Below are 17,658 nucleotides of genomic sequence, written 5' to 3'. Positions count from 1 at the left end.
ATGCGAACAAAACTGCCCGAGTTCATCCCCACCGTCAGGCCGGCAGGGCCATGCAACGACGATCGGGCACGAGTTCCGGACGATCATGCAAGCGGACGCGATGCAAACGACCGCCGGCAGGGGTAACGTGCCTGAACATCCCAGCCGCCGCCAGGGGAGACACATGCAACTCCACGTCAACGGTTCCGAACGCGAGATCGACGCGCCCGCCGACATGCCCCTGCTCTGGGTCCTGCGCGACCTGATGGGCCTGACCGGCACCAAGTACGGCTGCGGCATCGCCCAATGCGGCGCCTGCACCGTGCACGTCGACGGCGCACCGCTGCGCGCCTGTGTCACGCCGGTGGCGGCGGTGGCGGGCAAGCGCATCACCACCATCGAGGGCCTGTCGGAGGACGGCAGCCATCCCGTGCAGCAGGCATGGGCGGAAATCGACGTGGTGCAGTGCGGCTACTGCCAGTCCGGGCAGATCATGTCCGCGGCCGCATTGCTGGTCACGGTGCCCAGCCCGAGCGACGGCGACATCGACCAGGCGCTGTCCGGCAACCTGTGCCGCTGCGGGACCTACCAGCGCATCCGTGCCGCGGTGCACCGCGCAGCGGAATTGAGCAAGGGCTGATTCGACCGGCGGAAGCGTAGAGCGGAGCTTGCTCCGCTGCTCCCGGCTCCGGAGCCTACCCAGCCGAGCAAGCTCGGCTTTACGTGACACCGGTTGCGGACGATGCCTTTTTCTTCACCTCCCGACGTTACCCGGAGACCTGCCGTGAACACCGCAACCGATGCTTCCCGCCGCAGATTCCTCAAGACCGGCGCCGTGCTCGGCGGCGGCCTGGTGGTCGCCATCGCCCTGCCCGGCGCCAGGCGGCTGGCGATGGCGCAGGAAGCCGTCGCTGGCGTCGCGACGTTTGCGCCGAACGCATTCCTGCGCATCGGCAGCGACGACCGCATCACCGTGCTGCTGGCGCATTCGGAAATGGGCCAGGGCGTGTGGACCACCCTGCCGCTGCTGATCGCCGAGGAACTCGATGCCGACTGGTCGACGATCCGGGTGGAGCACGCGCCGGCCGCACCGGCCTATGCGCACACGGCGATGGGCATCCAGATGACCGGCGGCTCGACCAGCACCTGGTCGGAGTTCGACCGCTACCGCCAGGCCGGCGCGCTGGCGCGCGCGCTGCTGGTGCAGGCCGCGGCGCAGCGGTTCGGCGTGCCGGCCGAGCGCGTGCGCGCCGAGAACGGCGAGCTGATCGCCGGCGATCGCCGCCTGCGCTACGGCGAGGTCGCGGCGGCGGCGGCCGAACTGCCGGCCCCGGCGTCGGTACCGCTCAAGGATCCGAAGCAGTGGACCCGCATCGGCCGGCCGACCCGGCGCCTGGACACGCCCGAGAAGATCACCGGCCGCGCGATCTTCGGCATCGACGTGCGGTTCGAGGGCCTGCTGACCGCGGCGGTCGCGCGTGCGCCGGTCTTCGGCGCCCGGCTGGCATCGTTCGACGACAGCGATGCGCGCGCGGTCGCCGGCGTGCGCGACGTGGTGCAGGTGCCGAGCGGCGTGGCCGTGGTCGCCGATCACTTCTGGGCCGCCAAGCGCGGCCGCGATGCCCTGCGCCTGCAATGGGAGCCCGGCGACGGCGCCGCCGTCGACAGCGACGCGCTGCTCGACGACTACCGCCGGCTGGCGGAGACCGAAGGCGCGGTCGCGGCCAGCGCCGGCAACGCCGCCGCGGCACTGGAATCCGCCGCACGGGTCGTCGAGGCCGAGTACACCGTGCCCTATCTCGCGCACGCCGCGATGGAGCCGCTCAACTGCACGGTGCGCCTCGATGCCGATCTCTGCGAGGTCTGGACCGGCACCCAGTTCCAGACCCTGGACATGCAGGTCGCGCAGGAGGTCACCGGGCTCGGCCCGGAGCGGATCCGCATCCACACCACCTTCCTCGGCGGCGCCTTCGGTCGTCGCGCCACGCCGACCTGCGACTTCGTGCGCGAGGCGCTGCACGTGGCCAAGGCGACGGGACGACCGGTCAAGACGGTATGGACGCGCGAGGACGACATGCACGGCGGCTACTACCGGCCGGCCTTCCTGCACCGGGCACGGGTCGGGCTGGACGCGGCCGGGCGGCCGATGGCCTGGCGGCACACGATCGTCGGCCAGTCGATCCTCGGCGGAACGCCGTTCGCGGCGATGATCGAGAACGGCATCGACAACGCCTCGGTCGAAGGCGCATCCGACTCGCCCTACCTGCGCGACGTGCCCGACCATCGCGTCGACCTGCACTCGCCGACCAATCCGGTGCCGGTGCTGTGGTGGCGCTCGGTCGGCCACACCCACACCGGCTTCGCCATGGAGAGCCTGGTCGACGAACTGGCGCACGCCGCCGGCCGGGATCCGGTCGATTACCGGCGCGACCTGCTGAAGGACCACCCGCGCCACCTGGCGGCGCTCGACCTCGCGGTCGAGCATGCCGGTTGGACGGGCGCGTTGCCCGAGGGCCGCGCCCGCGGCGTGGCCGTGCACGAGTCGTTCGGCAGCTACGTGGCGCAGGTGGCCGAGGTCTCGATGGAAGACGGCCGCATCCGCGTGCACCGGGTGGTCTGCGCCATCGACTGCGGCGTGGCGGTCAATCCGGAAGGCGTCCGCGCACAGATGGAGTCGGGCATCGTCTTCGGACTGGGCGCGGCGCTGTACGGCACCCTGACCCTGCGCGAGGGCCGGGTGCAGGAATCCAACTACCACGACTACCGGGTACTGCGCATGCACGAGATGCCGAAGATCGAGGTCCACATCGTGCCCAGCACCGGGAAGATGGGCGGCGCCGGCGAACCCGGCACGCCGCCGATCGCGCCGGCCGTGGCCAACGCGGTGTTCGCGCTCACCGGCCAGCGCCTGCGCGACCTGCCGCTGCGGCCCGCCGCCGCCGATACCTCCGCACCGCGGACCTGAGGACACCACGATGCGCATCCTGATCCATTGCCTGGCCGTGCTGGCGCTCGCCGCCTGCGCTCCGCGCGTGAGCCCCGAACAGGAAGCTGCCGCGGTCGAGGCCTTCGCCACCGTCGAGCAGGTGTTCCAGCACCCGCGCTGCAGCAACTGCCACATCCCCGGCGACCAGCCGCTGCAGTTCGACAGCCAGACTCCGCACGCGATGCAGGTGGTGCGCGGCCCGGAGGGCAAGGGCGCGCCCGGCCTTCCCTGCGCCACCTGCCATGGCGAGGTCAACGCGCCGGACAGCTACGGGCCGCACGCCCCACCCGGCGCACCGCACTGGCAGCTGCCGCCGCCGGAGCAGAAGATGGTCTGGATCGGCGCCTCGCCCGCCGAGTTGTGCGCGTTGCTCAAGGACCGCAGCCGCAACGGCGACCGCGACCTCGACGCCATGCTCGAGCACGTCGCCGAGGACGCGCTGGTGCTGTGGGGCTGGGAGCCGGGCGGCGAACGCACGCCGGTGCCGGTGCCGCACGCCGAGTTCGTAGCCGCGTTCACCACCTGGGCCGACGCCGGCGGCCCGTGCCCGGCGAGCTGACGACTGTCGAGGCATGCCGCCACGACAACATGTAGAGCGGAGCTTGCTCCGCTGCTCTTGGCTCCGGAGACAGGAGCAGCCGAGCAAGCTCGGCTCTACAGGCGACGGGCGTCGCGGGATCAGGCGACCGGCGCCACCGCGCGCCGGCGCGAGCGCAGCCAGCCGTCGATCGCGAACACCGCCAGCGCCACCCAGATGAAGGCGAAGCCGATCGCGCGATCGCGGTCGAACGCCTCCTGGAAGAAGAACACGCCGAGCAGGAACTGCAGCGTCGGCGCGATGTACTGCATCACCCCGACCACCGACAGCGGCACCCGTCGCACCGCATAGGCGAAGCCGATCAGCGGCAGCGCGGTCAGCGCGCCGCCGACCACCAGCAGCGCCACCAGCGTCGCGCCCCAGCCGTCGAAGAAGCCGCCCTGCCCGTGGGTCTCGCCCCACAGCAGCAGCGCCAGGCCGGGCAGCAACAGGTACAGGCTTTCCACGCCGAGCCCGGGGATCGACTCCACCGCCGCCAGCTTGCGCACCAGCCCGTACAGCGCGAACGACAGCGCCAACCCCAGCGCGATCCAGGGAAAGCTGCCGTAATGGAACGTCAGCCACAGCACCCCGGCAGCGGCCATGGCCACCGACACCCACTGCGGCGCGGACAGCCGCTCGCGCAGGAACAGCACGCCGATCACCACGTTGAGCAGCGGATTGATGAAGTAGCCGAGGCTGGTCTCGATCACGTGGCCGGCGTTCACCGCCCAGACGTACAGCGCCCAGTTGCAACCGATCAGCAGCGCGCTGAGCGCCAGCATCCAGGCCAGCCGCGGCTGCATCAGCGTCGCCCGCAACCAGCCGCGTCCGCGCTTCCATGCCAGCCAGGCGACCACCAGCAGCGTGCTCCAGACGATCCGGTGCGCGACGATCTGCAGCGACGGCACCGCCTTGAGCAGGTGCCAGTACAGCGGCGTCAGTCCCCACAGCACGAACGCGCCGGCCGCGGTCCACAGCCCGGCGCGCAGTTCGCGCGAGCCATCGCTCACGTGCCGACGTCCGCTTCCGGCGCCGGTGCCGGTTTCGGCGCGCGCGTGCGCGCCAGCGTGATCGCCACCACGCCGCACAGGATCACCGCCATCGCACCGAGATCGTCCACGCTGAAGCGCTCGGCGGCGAGCCAGGCGCCGAGCACCACCGCGATCACCGGATTGACGTAGGCATAGCTGCCGGCCAGCGTCGGCCGCACGTGATGCAGCAGCCAGACATAGGCGGTGAAGCCGACGATCGAACCGAAGCCGATCAGGTAGACCACCGACAGCGTGCCGTGCAGGGTCGGCAGGCCGGCGAAGCGCTCGCCCAGCAAGCCTCCGGTCAGCAGCATGACCGCGCCGCCGCACAGCATCTGCGCCGCCGCGGTCATGAACGGCGACGGCAGGTCGCGGCCGCGGCTCCAGACGGAACCGAACGCCCAGGCGATCGGCGCGATCAGCAGCGCGACCAGGCCCTGCGGGGTCGCCGTCAGCGAACTGCCGGCGTTGAGCCACAGCACGCCGACGAAGCCGATCGCCAGGCCGGTCCATTCGAGCGCGCCGGAGCGTTGTCCGCGCAGGGTGGCGAACAGGCCGATCCACAGCGGCGCCGACGCCACCGCGATCGCCGCCAGCCCCGAGGACACCGACTGCTCGGCGATGCACACCAGGCCGTTGCCGCCGCCCAGCAGCAGCACGCCCATGACGGTGCAGTTGCGCCACTGTGCGCGGGTCGGCACCGGCGTGCCGCGCAATCGCAGCACCGCATACATCAGTGCGCCGGCGACGACGAAGCGCATGCCCGCCATCAGCAACGGCGGATAGCCGCCCTCCAGGGCGAAGCGGATGCCGAGATAGGTCGAGCCCCAGATCACATAGACCAAGGCGAGGGCCACCGCCACGGAAAGCACCGTGGCAGGGCGTGGCACGAGCGACGACACGGCACTCATGGAAAAGCGTCCAGACGGGGAGTGGGAGTGGGGGACAGCCGGTACCGCGCGGATACGGTACGCGCCACGCAATCTTACGCCGGTCTTCGACGATTGCGCCGCAACGCTGCATGCCGGTGGCGGTGCCGGTCGGCCGCCCATATCCGTAGGAGCGCGCCATGCGCGCGATGCCGGTCATGCCGGCAGCATCCGACGATCGGCGCGATCATGAGTCGGCAAGCACACCCGTGACCGGACTCCACGAGCGGCCAGGCGCCCGCGGCATCGCGCGCATGGCGCGCTCCTACGTAAAGCAGGCGGGAGGCGGCACGGCCCGGTGTGGGCCGTGCGCGCGGTACCCCTACTTCGCCCAGCTGCCGGGCTGGGTGGATTCCGGCAATACCTGTGCGGACAACTGCTGGTTGCTGTCCAGCAGGCGCATGGCGTCGGCCAGGATCGCCGCCGACTCCTGCAGCAGCGGATCCGGGCGCTCCTCGGCCGCCTTCTCGCGGGCCGTGTCCAGGGCGATGTCGCGTTCGTTGGCCTGCAGGCCGTCATCGCTGCCGTCCTCGGCCAGCGGGTCCAGCGGCAGGCCCAGCGCACGACGCTGCTCCTGGCGCTCGCGACGCTTGGTGTCCTCGCGCTCGCGCTCGGCGCGGCGCTCGGCCTCGTTGAGCGAGACGTACTTCTTCGCGCGCTCGGCGCGGAACTGCTCGACGTCCTCCACCCACCACTGGAATTCCGGATCCTCGGCGATCCGGCTCTCGTGCAGCACGTCGAGCTGCGGCAGCAGCGGCTTGAAGTCGCCGTAGCGGGTGTGCGGGACCGAGGCGATGCGGGTCCACGGCAGCGCGTTGTCGTAGGTGCTCTCGCCGAACTCGCCGGCGTCGACCGTCACCGGGAAGCGGATGTCCGGCACCACGCCGCGGTTCTGGGTGCTGCTGCCGCCGGGCAGGAAGAACTGCGCCACGGTCAGCTTGACCGAGCCGAAACGCTTCTCCTCGCTGCCCGGCCAGCGGTCCAGGTCGACCAGGTTCTGCACCGTGCCCTTGCCGAAGGTGGTCTCGCCGATCACCAGGCCGCGGCCGTAGTCCTGGATCGCGCCGGCGACGATCTCCGAGGCCGACGCCGAGCCGCGGTTGATCAGCACCGCCAGCGGCCCGTCCCAGGCGACGCCCGAGGCACGGTCGCCCTCGACGCTGACGCGGCCGCCGGATTCGCGCACCTGCACCACCGGGCCGGTGTCGATGAACAGGCCGGTCAGCTCCACCGCTTCGTTGAGCGAGCCGCCGCCGTTGTTGCGCAGGTCCAGCACCACGCCGTCGACGTCTTCCTCTCCGAACTCACCGAGGATCCGTGCCACGTCGCGAGTGGCCGAGGCGTAGTCGCCGTCGCGGTTGCGCCGGCCCTGGAAGTCCTGGTAGAACGCCGGCAGCTCGATCACGCCGATACGCCGATCGGCGCCGTCCTCGCCGACGCCCGGCAGGGTCAGGATCTTGGACTTGGCCGCCTGTTCCTCGAGGCGCACGCGCGCGCGGGTCAGCACGATGCGCACCGGTTCGCTGTCGAGGTTGGCCGAGCCCGGCACCACGTCGAGCTGCACCTGGGTGCCCTTCGGTCCCTTGATCTTCTCGACCACGTCGTCGATGCGCCAGCCGACCACGTCCTCGATCGGGCCGTCCTTGCCCTGGCCGACGCCGACGATGCGGTCGCCGGGCTTGAACTTGCCGCTGATCGCGGCCGGGCCGCCGGCGATGAGCTCGCGGATCACCACCACGTCGTCCTGCTTCTGCAGCTGCGCGCCGATCCCCTCCAGCGACAGCGACATGCTCTGGTTGAACAGCGCGGTGCTGCGCGGGTTGAAGTAGTCGGTATGCGGATCGATCGCGGCGGTGTAGGCGTTGACGAAGGTCTGGAACGCATCCTCGCCGTCGAGCTGGGCGACGTTGTTGCCCAGGTTGACGTAGCGCCGGTCGAGGGTCTTGCGGATCTCCGCCGGCTCGCGCCCGGCCAGCTTCAGGCGCAGCCAGTCGTTGCGCACCTGTTGCCGCCACAGCGTGTCGAGCTCGGCCTGGTCGGCCGCCCAGGGGGCTTCCTCGCGGTCGTAGACCCAGCGATCCTCGCCGTCGAAGTCGAAGATGTCCTGCTTGAGCAGCGCGCGCGCATGGGCCACGCGCTCGCCCACGCGCTCCTTGTACAGCATGAAGATCGCATAGGCCGGCTCCACGTCGCCGTCGCGGATGGCCTCGCCGATCCGCGGCTCGTAGGCCTCGAATCCGGCGACGTCGGCGGCGGCCAGGAACATCTTGGTCGGGTCGAGGGACTCGAGATAGCGCTCGAAGATGTCGGTCGACATCGTCGGATCCAGCTGCCGCGGCCGGTAGGCGTAGCGGCTGTCCGAAAGCAGGCCGTGGACCAGCTTCGAGGTCCGCACCTGGTCGGTGTTCGGCGAGGTCGGGATCGAGTCGCCGTCGGCGCGCGCCATCAGCGCCAGCGGCACCGACAGGGCCAGCGCGATCACGGCGGTGGAGATCAGGCGGGAGGCTTTCATGCGCGATTCAACCTTCGATGGCCGGTCCGGCGGGTCCGGCGGGTCCGGCAGACAATGTGTGGACAGTCATGGACGGCGCCACGGTGCCGAAAGTTGCATCAGCGGCGCACGACGACGCGAATTCCACTCTACCCGGCCGCCGCCGTCCCGGTGTGAACGGTACATGTGCGGGACGGCCATGGGGCGGGATTGGCCGTCCCGGCGCCGTCAGGCGGCGACGCCGGCCTCCATCGCCTGGCGGTCGGCGTGGTAGGACGAGCGCACCAGTGGCCCCGAGGCGACGTGGCTGAAGCCGAGTTCGAGCCCGAACACCTCCAGCGCCTTGAATTCCTCCGGCGTCCAGTAGCGCAGCACCGGATGATGGTGGGCGCTGGGCTGCAGGTACTGGCCGATGGTGATCATGTCGACATCGTGCGCGCGCAGGTCACGCAGGGTCCCCTGCACCTGTTCCAGGGTCTCGCCGAGACCGAGCATGATCCCGGACTTGGTCGGCAACCGCGGGTGCCGGGCCTTGAATTTCTGCAGCAGGGTCAGCGACCACTGGTAGTCGGCGCCGGGGCGCACGTTGCGGTACAGCTCCGGCACGGTCTCGACGTTGTGGTTGAACACGTCCGGCGGGTTGCCCGCCAGGATCTCCAGCGCCCGGTCCATGCGGCCCTTGCCGCGAAAGTCCGGCGTCAGGATCTCGATCCGGGTGCCCGGCGCCTTGTCGCGGATCGCGGCGATGCAGTCGACGAAATGCCGGGCGCCGCCGTCGCGCAGGTCGTCGCGGTCGACGCTGGTGACCACCACGTACTTCAGGCCCATGTCGGCGACGGTGGTCGCCAGGCTCAGCGGCTCCGACGAATCCGGCGGCTTGGGCCGGCCGTGGGCGACGTCGCAGAAGCTGCAGCGGCGGGTGCAGACCTCGCCGAGGATCATGAACGTGGCGGTGCCATGGCCGAAGCATTCGTGGATGTTCGGGCAGCTGGCCTCCTCGCACACCGTGACCAGCCGGTTCTCGCGCAGCTTCGCCTTCAGTGCGGCGACCGCGCCGTTGCTGGGGATGCGTACCCGGATCCACGACGGCTTGCGCAGCACCGGCGCGTCGGCGAACTGTACCGGCGAGCGCGCGATCTTGTCGCCGGCGACCTGGCGGGCGCCGGGCTGCAGGGCGGTCTGCGCGGGCGCGGCGGCCGGCTGCACCACCTGCAGCGGGATGGATCGGTCGGCGGAAGACGTCATGGCCGTTTGCTATCCCGGATGAGATGCCATTGTAGGGTCGGGCGCCGGCGCTGTCTTGCCGACGGCGGCCGCGCCCGGCGGGATGGAGCGATCCGCAGGCGGATCGCGCGCCCGTGCCGCCGCAACACTCCCCGTAGAGCGGAGCTTGCTCCGCTGCTCCCGGCTCCGGAGCCCACGCAGCCGAGCAAGCTCGGCTCTACAGGAGCGGGCTCCGGAGCCTGGGTAAGCGGAGCAAGCTCCGCTCTACAGAAAAGCCACCGGGACCAGGCGGCGAGGCGGCAGGTCGGCCGTCAGGCGGCGGCGGAGAGGTCCGGCAGGTCGGACGCGGCCTGCAGGTCCAGCCCGAACTGCCGCGCCAGCCGTTGCAGCAGCACCGGCTTGACCGGCCCCGGGCCGGAGGGGCCGCCCAGATCCGCCACCGAGGTCACCTGCAGTCCCTGGTAGCCGCAGGGGTTGATGCGCCGGAACGGCTCCAGGTCCATCGCGATATTGAACGCGAGCCCGTGGAACGTGCAGCCGCGGCGCACGCGGATACCGAGCGCGGCGACCTTGGCCCCGGCCACGTACACGCCGGGCGCGCCATCGCGCCGCCCGGCCACGATGTTCCATTCCTCCAGGGTGTCGATGACCGCCTGCTCGATGCGGTCGATGTACTCGCGCACCCCGATCTTCAGCCGCCGCAGGTCGAGCAGCGGATAGGCCACGATCTGTCCCGGTCCGTGATAGGTGACCTGGCCGCCGCGGTCGACGTGCAGCACCGGGATGTCGCCGGGCAGTAGCACGTGCTCGGGCCTGCCGGCCTGGCCGAGGGTGAACACCGGGTCGTGCTCGACCAGCCACAGTTCGTCGGCAGTGTCGGCCGCGCGCGCATCGGTGAAATGCTGCATGGCGCGCCATACCGGGATGTACGGCTGGCGACCGAGGTCGCGCACGATCATGGTGGGATGCATGCGCTAGCCCGCTCCCCTGCCCGACGGGAGCGCAGGGGATTCGCCGCCGCGACGCCGCCCCGCGCCACGTGCACGCGGCCCCGGGGCACCGCGCGCGTTCACAGCGTCCACCTCACTTCCGGGTGCTCGCGCAGGGCGGCATGCGCGGTCTCGTACTCCTCGCGCGAGCCGGCACGGAAACTGAGCCGCACCGACACGAACCGGCCGCCGCTGGATTCGCGGGTGGTGACGGTCTCGTGCAGCACGGTGATGCCGGCCGCGGTCAGCAGGTCCGGGATCTCGGTCTCCAGCCCGGCGCCGGCCGGGCCCATGGCGGTGATCTCGAACTCGCCGGGAAACTGGAAACCGTGCTCGGGATTGTCGGACTTGATCTCCATCGCCCGATTATGGGCGCGCCCGCGGCCGTTCCCAAGTCCGGCTGGCGCTCTCAGTCCGAGTTCCACCACATCAGGAACTCGTGCCACAGGCGCTTGAAGAATCCGGCCTGCTCCACCGCGTCCAGCGCCACCAGCGGGCGCTCGGCGACCACCTCGCCATCGAGGGTGACGCGCACGGTTCCGATCGCCTGGCCCCGCTCCACCGGCGCGACCAGGGTCTTCGGCACGTCCATGGTCGGCTCGAGCTGGTCGTACTTGCCGCGCGGCATGCTGATCAGCAGCGGCTCGGCCAGGCCCATGCGCAGCTCGTTGGCCTTGCCCTTCCATATCTTCTGGGTGGAGATGGCCTGCCCTGCGTCGTACAGCTTGTGCGTTTCGAAGAAGCGGAAGCCCCAGTTCAGCAGCGCCAGCGAATCGGTGGCGCGCTGCGCCTCGCCGGTGGAGCCCATCACCACCGCGATCAGGCGCTGGTCGCCGCGCTTGGCCGAGGACAACAGGCAGTATCCGGCCTTGGAGTGGTGGCCGGTCTTGATGCCGTCGACGCTGTCGTCGCGCCACAGCAGCAGGTTGCGGTTGCGCTGGGTGATCGGACCGACGGTGAACTGCTTGACCTTGTTGTGCGCGTACTGCTCGGGATAGTCGCGGATCATCGCCCGCCCCAGCAGCGCCAGGTCGCGCGCGGTCGAGTAGTGGTTCTCGGCCGACAGCCCGTGCGCGTTGACGAAATGGCTGTTCTTCAACCCGATGCGGTCCGCGTAGGCGTTCATCAGCGCGGCGAAGGATTCCTCGCTGCCGGCCACGTGCTCGGCCAGCGCGATCGCGGCGTCGTTGCCCGACTGCACCGCCATGCCCTTTTCCATGTCCAGCAGCGGGGCGGTCTGATTGACCTCGAAACCGCTGTAGCTGCCGTCGGTCATGGCGCCGCCGGTGCGCCAGGCGTTCTCGCTCAGCATCACCTGGTCGTCCGGCCCGACCTTGCCGGCGGCCATTTCCGCGGCGATCACGTAGCTGGTCATCACCTTGGTGATGCTGGCCGGCTCGACCCGCTCGTCCACGTTCTCGCCGGCCAGAACCTGCCCGGTCTCGTAGTCCATCAGCAGCCAGGCATTGCCGACGACCGGCGGCGGCGGCGGTGTCGGCACGGCGTCGCTGAGCGCGGCGGGCGCGTCCGGCGCCGGCGCCTCCTGGGCGAGCGCCATTTCGAGCACGGACACGGACAGGGCGAGGACGGCAACGAGGGTGGGGCGGATGGCGGCAAATTTCATCGACAGCGGAACTCCGGTGGCGCGGCCGTTCACGGCCACGGCATGGATGCGGACATTGGATATGGCAACGGATGGTCGGCAGTCTACTCGCGAACGACGTGCGGCTGCCCGAAACCGAGACCGGCGAAGCGGGCGCTCAGTTCCGCGACGGCGGCGGCATCCACCGGTCCGACGCGCACGCGCCACACCGGTTTGCCGCCGGAATTCCCGTCGATCAAGCGGGCGCCGTCGATTCCGGCGCCGCGCAGCATCGACAGCGCGCGTTCGGCATTGGCCTTTGCGCCGAAGGCCGCGACCTGCAGGGTCACACCGGCACTCGCGGCTGACGACGAGACCTCCTCGACCTCGGCCTCGACCTCGGCGGCGGCCTGCGCGGGGCTGACCACCGGGATCGGCGGCTCGATCGCGGCCGGCACCGGGTCGGGCACGCCCGGCTTGCCGGTGGCCACGCGGATGCGGCGCGAGGCCATCCACGCGTCGAATTCGTCCGCGGTCATGACGCGGCCGTCGCGCATCATGTCGAAGCGCCAGTCTTCCGCAGCGGCCGGTTGCACGTTGGCCGGTTGCGCACCGGCCGGCGCCGTGGCGGGGCGTGTACCGGCACTGGCGGCGGCGAGCGGCAATGCCTCGACCAGCTGGTCGATGGCGCTCGCGGCCGCAGGCGGTACTACGGGCGCTTCCGCCGGCGCCGGCGCCGGCGCGGCCACGGCCTCGTGGTCGCGGCGCGCGTTCTCGCCCGGGCTCAGCGCACGCACCTCGACCTGCGCGGTGCCGGCGCGGTGCATGTCCAGCTTGACCGCGGCGGCCCAGCTCAGATCGACCACGCGGCCCTCGTGGAACGGCCCGCGGTCGTTGACCCGCACCACTACCGAGCGGCCGTTGTCGAGATTGGTGACGCGCGCGAAACTCGGCAGCGGCAGCGATTTGTGCGCCGCGGTGAACGCGTACATGTCGTACACCTCCAGGTTGGAGGTGCGGCGGCCGTGGAACTTGTTGCCGTAGTAGGACGCGCGTCCGCGCTCGACGAAATCGTCGGTGCGCTCGAGCACCTGGTAGGTCTTGCCGAGCACCTTGTACGGCGAACGGTTGCCGTAGGGCGAACGCGGCTCGTCGACCACCTCCGGCTCCGGGATCGCGTCGACATCCGGGATGTCGTCCGGTGCGCTGTCGCGGATATGCGGCGCGTACAGGCCGCCGGCGGTGTAGTCGCCACGCTTGCTCGGGTCCTCCTGCGCCGGCGGATACGGCGACCGCCGCGATCCGCGCCGGGGCGAGGCCGCCCGCCCGCCGGGCTCGTGCGCCGTCTCGGCGGGGGGCGAGGACTTCTTGGGAGCACCGCTGCAGGCTGCGAGCAGGAGCGCGGCAGCGAGCGGCGCCAACGCCTGCCGGCCGATGCGGAGCCCGCCGTGGCTCATGGCCCGGCGCCGCCGCTGCCGGCGCGGATCGCCTGTGCCAGCTGGTGTACCGACAATGCGTACATCGGCGAACGGTTGTAGCGGGTGATGACGTAGAAATTGCGGTAACCGAGCCAGTATTCCGGACCGGCATCGCCGTCCAGCGACAGCAGGGTGGCGCCTTCGGCGACCGGCTCCCCGGCCCGCGGGCGGTAGCCGCGGCCGGCCAGATCGGCCAGCGGGTACACCGGATCCAGCGATTCGGGGGCGAAGTCGGCCGCGGCCGTGTCGCGATCGGCGTGTGCCACCACCGGGCCGCCGCGCTCCCAGCCGTGGATCACGAAGTAGTTGGCGATCGAGGCGAACACGTCCGGCAGGTGGGTCAGCAGGTCGCGGCGGCCGTCGCCGTCGCCGTCCTTGGCCCACAGCCGGTAGCTGGAAGGCATGAACTGCCCCATGCCCATCGCGCCGGCGTAGCTGCCCTTCAGCGCGGCGACATCGAGCTGCGGTTCCTCCTGCGCCAACGCGAACAGCTGCGCCAGCTCGCCGGCGAAGAACGGCGCGCGCTTGGGAAAGTCGAACGCCAGCGTGTACAACGCGTCGACCACGCGGTAGTTGCCGGTGATCTTCCCGTAGCTGGTCTCCACACCGATGATGGCGACGATGTACTCGGCCGGCACCCCGGTCTCGGCGGAGACCCGGTCCAGTGCGGCGCGGTGCTGGGCATAGAAGCTGCGGCCGCCGCTGATCCTGGCATCGTTGACGAAGATCGGGCGGTACTCGGCCCAGGTGCGCGTCTTCTCCGCCGGCCGCGACATCGCATCGAGGATGCTTTGCCTCTTTTCCGCCTGCGACAGCACCGAACGCACCCCGGCGGCGTCCACGCCATAGGTCCGCACCGTGTAGTCGACGAAGTTGTCGATGCGCTGCTGGCGCGGAATCGCCGGGTCGGTCACCGGCTCCGGCGCCACCGGACGTTCCGGCGGCTGCGGCACCGGCGCCAGCAGTGCCTGGCCGGTCGCGGAGACGGGCCCGCTCGCGGGCGTGGCGGGCGGCGCCGGCGCATCGGCGGGTGCCGGGGCGGGCACCGGCGCGGCGGCTTCGAGGGACGGGGGATTGGCCCGGGTCGCGCAGGCGACGAGGGCGAACGACAGCAGGCACGAGGCCAGCGGCAAAGCGGAAGGTCGGTTCATCGGCCGCGAGGTTAGCATGGTGAAATCGGCGTGGATCGCGGCAGGCGCGACTGCATTCAGGCTTGAAGACGAGAAACGAGAAACGAGGAGTGAGAAACGAGTAAGAGCGATCGCCTTTCACTCGTTTCTCACTCCTCGTTTCTCACTCCTCGCTCTTGGGCCCTCACCCACGCACCGGCCTGTGCGCATGCACCGACATCACGACGCCCATGCCGGCCAGCAGCGAGACCGCGGCGGTGCCGCCGTAGCTGAGCAGCGGCATCGGCACGCCGACCACCGGCAGCAGGCCGGAGATCATGCCGCCGTTGACGATCACGTAGACGAACATCGCCAGCCCCAGGCTGCCGGCCAGCAGCCGCGCATAGCCGTCGCGTGCCTCGCTGGCGATCCACAGACAGCGGCCGATGACGAACAGGTACAGCGCCAGCGTGACCACCACTCCCAGCCAGCCGAACTCCTCGCTGAGCACGGCGAAGATGAAGTCGGTGGTGTGCTCGGGCACGTAGTTGAGATGCGACTGCGTGCCCTGCCCCCAGCCCTGCCCGGCGAACCCGCCGGCGCCGATGGCGATCTTCGACTGGATGATGTTCCAGCCGGCGCCGAGCGGATCGTTCTCGGGATCGAGGAAGGTCAGCAGCCGGTCCTTCTGGTAGGGCATCAGCAACCAGAACCACGCCGCCGGCGCGGCCGCGGCGACCGCGCCGCCCGCCGCCGCGAACCACCACCACGACAGTCCCGCCAGGTACAGCGCGAAGGCGCCGCTGGTCGCGACGAGCATCGCGGTGCCCAGATCGGGCTGCAGCATGATCAGCCCGGTCGGTACCGCGATCACCAGCACGCAGACCAGGACATGGCCGAAGCGCGGCGGCGTGCCGGCCTGGTTGAGGTACCAGGCCGCCATCATCGGCAGGCTCAGCTTCATCAGTTCCGCCGGCTGGAAATAGAACACGCCCAGGTCGATCCAGTGGCTGCCGTGGCGGCCGGTGCCGATGAACAGCACCAGCAGCAGCGGCAGCAACGACAGCCCGTAGACCGCCGGCGTGATGCTGCGCAGGCGCAGCGGCGTGACCCGTGAGAGCAGCCACATCGCGCCCAGGCCGATGCCGTAGCGCGCCGCCTGCGCGAGCACCATCTGGCTGCTCTGGCCGCCGGCGCTGTACAGCACCGCCAGGCCGATGCCCATCAGCATCACCAGAGCCGCGCACAACGGCCAGTCCAGCGTGCGGACGAAGCGCGCGAACAGGTCCAGCAGCCAACGCAGGATGACGTTCATCGGCCCTCCCCCGCGACCGATGCCGCCACCGTCGCGGTCGCGATCCGCGAGCCGCCGTTCGAGGCCGTGCCCTCCGGCTGCCCGGCGACGACGGCGTCCTCGCCTTCCTCGAGTTCCGGCATCTTGCCCAGCAGCCAGGCATCGAAGATCTTGCGCGCGATCGGCGCCGCGGTGACGCCACCGTAGCCGCCGTGCTCGACCGTCACCGCCAGCGCGATGGTCGGATCGTCGGCCGGCGCGTAGCCGACGAACAGCGCCTGGTGGCGCAGGTGATACGGCAGCGAGCGCGGATCCACACGGGCATTGCCGCGCCGACCCACCCGCTGCGCGGTGCCGGTCTTGCCGGCCATCGTGTATTCGGCGTCGCGCGCCAGCGCCGTGGCGGTGCCGCGCCCGTGGATGGTGGCGATCATGCCCTCCTGCACCGCGCGCAGGTGACCGGCGTCGTCGGTGATGCGCCCGGACCCGGAGCCGGACGCGGCCGGCGCCTGCCACGGCTGGTCGTAGCCCTCGCGCCGGCTCGCGACCAGCCGCAGCGGATGCAGCTCGCCGCCGTTGGCGATCGCCGCGGTGCCGCGCGCCAGCTGCAGCGCGGTGGCGATCCAGTAGCCCTGCCCGATGCCGGCGATTACCGTCTCGCCGGGGTACCAGGGCTCGGGGCTGTGCCCGGCCTTCCACTGCGGCGACGGCACCACGCCGGGGTTCTCGCCCACCAGGTCGATCCCGGTCGGCTGCCCGAAACCGTAGCGCGTCATGTACTCGGCGAAGCGCGCGATCCCCATCTCGTAGGCGAGCTTGTAGTAGTAATAGTTGATCGAGCGCGAGATCGAGTCGCGCAGGTCCACCCAGCCGCCCGAACTGCCGGCATCGCGATAGCCGCGACTCTGCCCGGGGATGAAGAACTCGCCGGTCGAGAACACCTTGTCCTCCGGCGTGCGCATGCCGCTGTCGACCCCGGCCAGCGCCACGAACGGCTTGATCGTCGAACCCGGCGGCCCGCCGCCGAGCACGTTGCGGTTGAACAGCGGCTTGGCCGGATCGTCCATCAGCCGGCGGTAGTCGGCGTGCGAGATGCCGTTGACGAACAGGTTGGGGTCGAAGCTCGGCAGGCTGACCATGCCCAGTACCTCGCCGCTGGCCGGGTCCACCGCCACCGCCGAGCCGTGCAGCGCGCCGAATGCGCGCACCATCGCCTGCTGCAGCTTGAGGTCGATGCTCAGGCGCAGGTCGGTGCCGGCGGTCGCCGGCTGCCGGCCGACGGTGGCCAGCGCCCGCCCCTCGACGTTGGTCTCGACCTGTTCGTAGCCGATGCTGCCGCGCAGCTGGTCCTCGTAGGAACGCTCGATCCCGGTGCGCCCGGTGTGCGGGAACAGCACGTGGTCGCGGCCGTAGCGCTCGATGTCGTTCCCGTCGGTGCGGCCGACATAGCCGATCACGTGCGCGAACAGCTGCCCGTACGGATAGCGGCGGTTGAGGTAGGGCACGATCTCGACGCCCGGAAAGCGCCAGCGGTCGACCGCGAAGCGCGCCGCTTCGTGCTCCTCGACGCGCAGCTTCAGGGTGATCGGGCGGAAGCCGCGGTTGCTCCGGCGCTCCTCGCGGAAGCCGGCGATGTCCTCGGGCGCGAGCGCGAAGATCGTCGACAACCCCTCGAGCAGCGCATCGGTGTCGCCGGCGTCCTCGGGCGTCACCTCGAGCCGGTAGGCCGGCACGTTGTCGGCGAGGATGCGGCCCTGGCGGTCGTAGATCAGCCCCCGCCCCGGCACCACCGGCCGCAGCTTGATGCGGTTGGCCTCCGACCGGCGCGCGTAGTCGCTGTGTTCGAGCACCTGCAGGCGGAAGTACCAGGCCGCGAGCCCGCCGAACGCCAGCACCACCACGACGAACCCGAGCAGCGCGCGCGCGCGGAACCGCGCCGCCTCGACCTGTGGATTACGCAGCCTGCGCTGCTGGCGCACCATCATC

At 70.8% G+C, this 17,658-nt stretch carries 14 protein-coding genes; 3 read left to right on the top strand and 11 right to left on the bottom strand.

Features of this window, described 5'->3' with window-relative positions; translation table 11 throughout:
- Positions 1-163 precede the first annotated feature (163 nt).
- The 3 genes from AB5T46_RS00325 to AB5T46_RS00315 all read left to right on the top strand — a co-directional run bounded on the left by AB5T46_RS00325 (position 164) and on the right by AB5T46_RS00315 (position 3,524).
- Entirely contained in the window at positions 164-619 is a 456-nt protein-coding gene (locus tag AB5T46_RS00325; RefSeq protein WP_370561766.1) for a (2Fe-2S)-binding protein, read from the top strand.
- Positions 620-763: 144 nt separating this feature from the next.
- On the top strand, positions 764-2,944 hold the full coding sequence (locus AB5T46_RS00320; RefSeq protein ID WP_370561765.1) for a xanthine dehydrogenase family protein molybdopterin-binding subunit: 2,181 nt from the start codon (positions 764-766) through the stop codon (positions 2,942-2,944).
- A 10-nt stretch (positions 2,945-2,954) separates the two neighbouring features.
- Entirely contained in the window at positions 2,955-3,524 is a 570-nt protein-coding gene (locus AB5T46_RS00315) for a hypothetical protein (protein WP_370561763.1), read from the top strand.
- A 119-nt stretch (positions 3,525-3,643) separates the two neighbouring features.
- On the opposite strand, the gene rarD is transcribed toward AB5T46_RS00315, so the two are convergent.
- The 11 genes from rarD to mrdA all read right to left on the bottom strand — a co-directional run bounded on the left by rarD (position 3,644) and on the right by mrdA (position 17,657).
- Complete coding sequence (gene rarD, locus AB5T46_RS00310; protein ID WP_370561762.1) at positions 3,644-4,555, bottom strand: EamA family transporter RarD; 912 nt, start codon at positions 4,553-4,555, stop codon at positions 3,644-3,646.
- Complete coding sequence (gene yedA / locus AB5T46_RS00305) at positions 4,552-5,487, bottom strand: drug/metabolite exporter YedA (RefSeq protein ID WP_370561761.1); 936 nt, start codon at positions 5,485-5,487, stop codon at positions 4,552-4,554. The genes rarD and yedA overlap by 4 nt, the downstream gene beginning before the upstream one ends.
- A gap of 340 nt (positions 5,488-5,827) precedes the next feature.
- Complete coding sequence (locus AB5T46_RS00300; RefSeq protein ID WP_370561760.1) at positions 5,828-8,017, bottom strand: carboxy terminal-processing peptidase; 2,190 nt, start codon at positions 8,015-8,017, stop codon at positions 5,828-5,830.
- Positions 8,018-8,224: 207 nt separating this feature from the next.
- The gene (gene lipA / locus AB5T46_RS00295; RefSeq protein WP_370561758.1) at positions 8,225-9,241 is read right to left on the bottom strand and encodes a lipoyl synthase; all 1,017 of its coding nucleotides are present in this window, start codon (positions 9,239-9,241) and stop codon (positions 8,225-8,227) included.
- Between the two features lie 290 nt (positions 9,242-9,531).
- Positions 9,532-10,191 carry a lipoyl(octanoyl) transferase LipB gene (gene lipB, locus AB5T46_RS00290; protein WP_370561757.1) on the bottom strand — a complete coding sequence of 220 codons (660 nt, stop codon included), beginning with the start codon at positions 10,189-10,191 and terminating at the stop codon, positions 9,532-9,534.
- Between the two features lie 98 nt (positions 10,192-10,289).
- Positions 10,290-10,568 (bottom strand): DUF493 family protein, encoded by a 279-nt coding sequence (locus AB5T46_RS00285; RefSeq protein ID WP_370561755.1) that lies wholly within the window; start codon positions 10,566-10,568, stop codon positions 10,290-10,292.
- 50 nt (positions 10,569-10,618) lie between these two features.
- The gene (locus tag AB5T46_RS00280) at positions 10,619-11,833 is read right to left on the bottom strand and encodes a D-alanyl-D-alanine carboxypeptidase family protein (RefSeq protein ID WP_370561753.1); all 1,215 of its coding nucleotides are present in this window, start codon (positions 11,831-11,833) and stop codon (positions 10,619-10,621) included.
- An 83-nt stretch (positions 11,834-11,916) separates the two neighbouring features.
- The gene (locus AB5T46_RS00275; RefSeq protein ID WP_370561752.1) at positions 11,917-13,248 is read right to left on the bottom strand and encodes a septal ring lytic transglycosylase RlpA family protein; all 1,332 of its coding nucleotides are present in this window, start codon (positions 13,246-13,248) and stop codon (positions 11,917-11,919) included.
- Entirely contained in the window at positions 13,245-14,420 is a 1,176-nt protein-coding gene (gene mltB / locus AB5T46_RS00270) for a lytic murein transglycosylase B (protein WP_370561751.1), read from the bottom strand. The genes AB5T46_RS00275 and mltB overlap by 4 nt, the downstream gene beginning before the upstream one ends.
- 163 nt (positions 14,421-14,583) lie before the next feature.
- On the bottom strand, positions 14,584-15,693 hold the full coding sequence (gene rodA, locus AB5T46_RS00265) for a rod shape-determining protein RodA (RefSeq protein WP_370561750.1): 1,110 nt from the start codon (positions 15,691-15,693) through the stop codon (positions 14,584-14,586).
- Positions 15,690-17,657 carry a penicillin-binding protein 2 gene (gene mrdA, locus AB5T46_RS00260; RefSeq protein WP_370561749.1) on the bottom strand — a complete coding sequence of 656 codons (1,968 nt, stop codon included), beginning with the start codon at positions 17,655-17,657 and terminating at the stop codon, positions 15,690-15,692. Before mrdA ends, rodA begins: the two co-directional genes overlap by 4 nt.
- Position 17,658: the final 1 nt, after the last annotated feature.

Source organism: Luteimonas salinilitoris, assembly GCF_041300785.1.
In the GTDB taxonomy this organism is placed as follows: Bacteria; Pseudomonadota; Gammaproteobacteria; order Xanthomonadales; family Xanthomonadaceae; genus Luteimonas; species Luteimonas salinilitoris.
This window is presented reverse-complemented; position numbering and strand designations above follow the sequence as displayed.

Excerpts from the sequence above, each read along its gene's own strand:
- AB5T46_RS00325 (WP_370561766.1), top strand. The coding sequence starts at position 164 with ATGCAACTCCACGTCAACGGTTCCGAACGCGAGATCGACGCGCCCGCC.
- AB5T46_RS00315 (WP_370561763.1), top strand. The coding sequence starts at position 2,955 with ATGCGCATCCTGATCCATTGCCTGGCCGTGCTGGCGCTCGCCGCCTGC.
- yedA (WP_370561761.1), bottom strand. The coding sequence starts at position 5,487 with ATGAGTGCCGTGTCGTCGCTCGTGCCACGCCCTGCCACGGTGCTTTCC.
- AB5T46_RS00300 (WP_370561760.1), bottom strand. The coding sequence starts at position 8,017 with ATGAAAGCCTCCCGCCTGATCTCCACCGCCGTGATCGCGCTGGCCCTG.
- lipA (WP_370561758.1), bottom strand. The coding sequence starts at position 9,241 with ATGACGTCTTCCGCCGACCGATCCATCCCGCTGCAGGTGGTGCAGCCG.
- lipB (WP_370561757.1), bottom strand. The coding sequence starts at position 10,191 with ATGCATCCCACCATGATCGTGCGCGACCTCGGTCGCCAGCCGTACATC.
- AB5T46_RS00285 (WP_370561755.1), bottom strand. The coding sequence starts at position 10,568 with ATGGAGATCAAGTCCGACAATCCCGAGCACGGTTTCCAGTTTCCCGGC.
- AB5T46_RS00280 (WP_370561753.1), bottom strand. The coding sequence starts at position 11,833 with ATGAAATTTGCCGCCATCCGCCCCACCCTCGTTGCCGTCCTCGCCCTG.
- AB5T46_RS00275 (WP_370561752.1), bottom strand. The coding sequence starts at position 13,248 with ATGAGCCACGGCGGGCTCCGCATCGGCCGGCAGGCGTTGGCGCCGCTC.
- mltB (WP_370561751.1), bottom strand. The coding sequence starts at position 14,420 with ATGAACCGACCTTCCGCTTTGCCGCTGGCCTCGTGCCTGCTGTCGTTC.
- rodA (WP_370561750.1), bottom strand. The coding sequence starts at position 15,693 with ATGAACGTCATCCTGCGTTGGCTGCTGGACCTGTTCGCGCGCTTCGTC.
- mrdA (WP_370561749.1), bottom strand. The coding sequence starts at position 17,657 with ATGATGGTGCGCCAGCAGCGCAGGCTGCGTAATCCACAGGTCGAGGCG.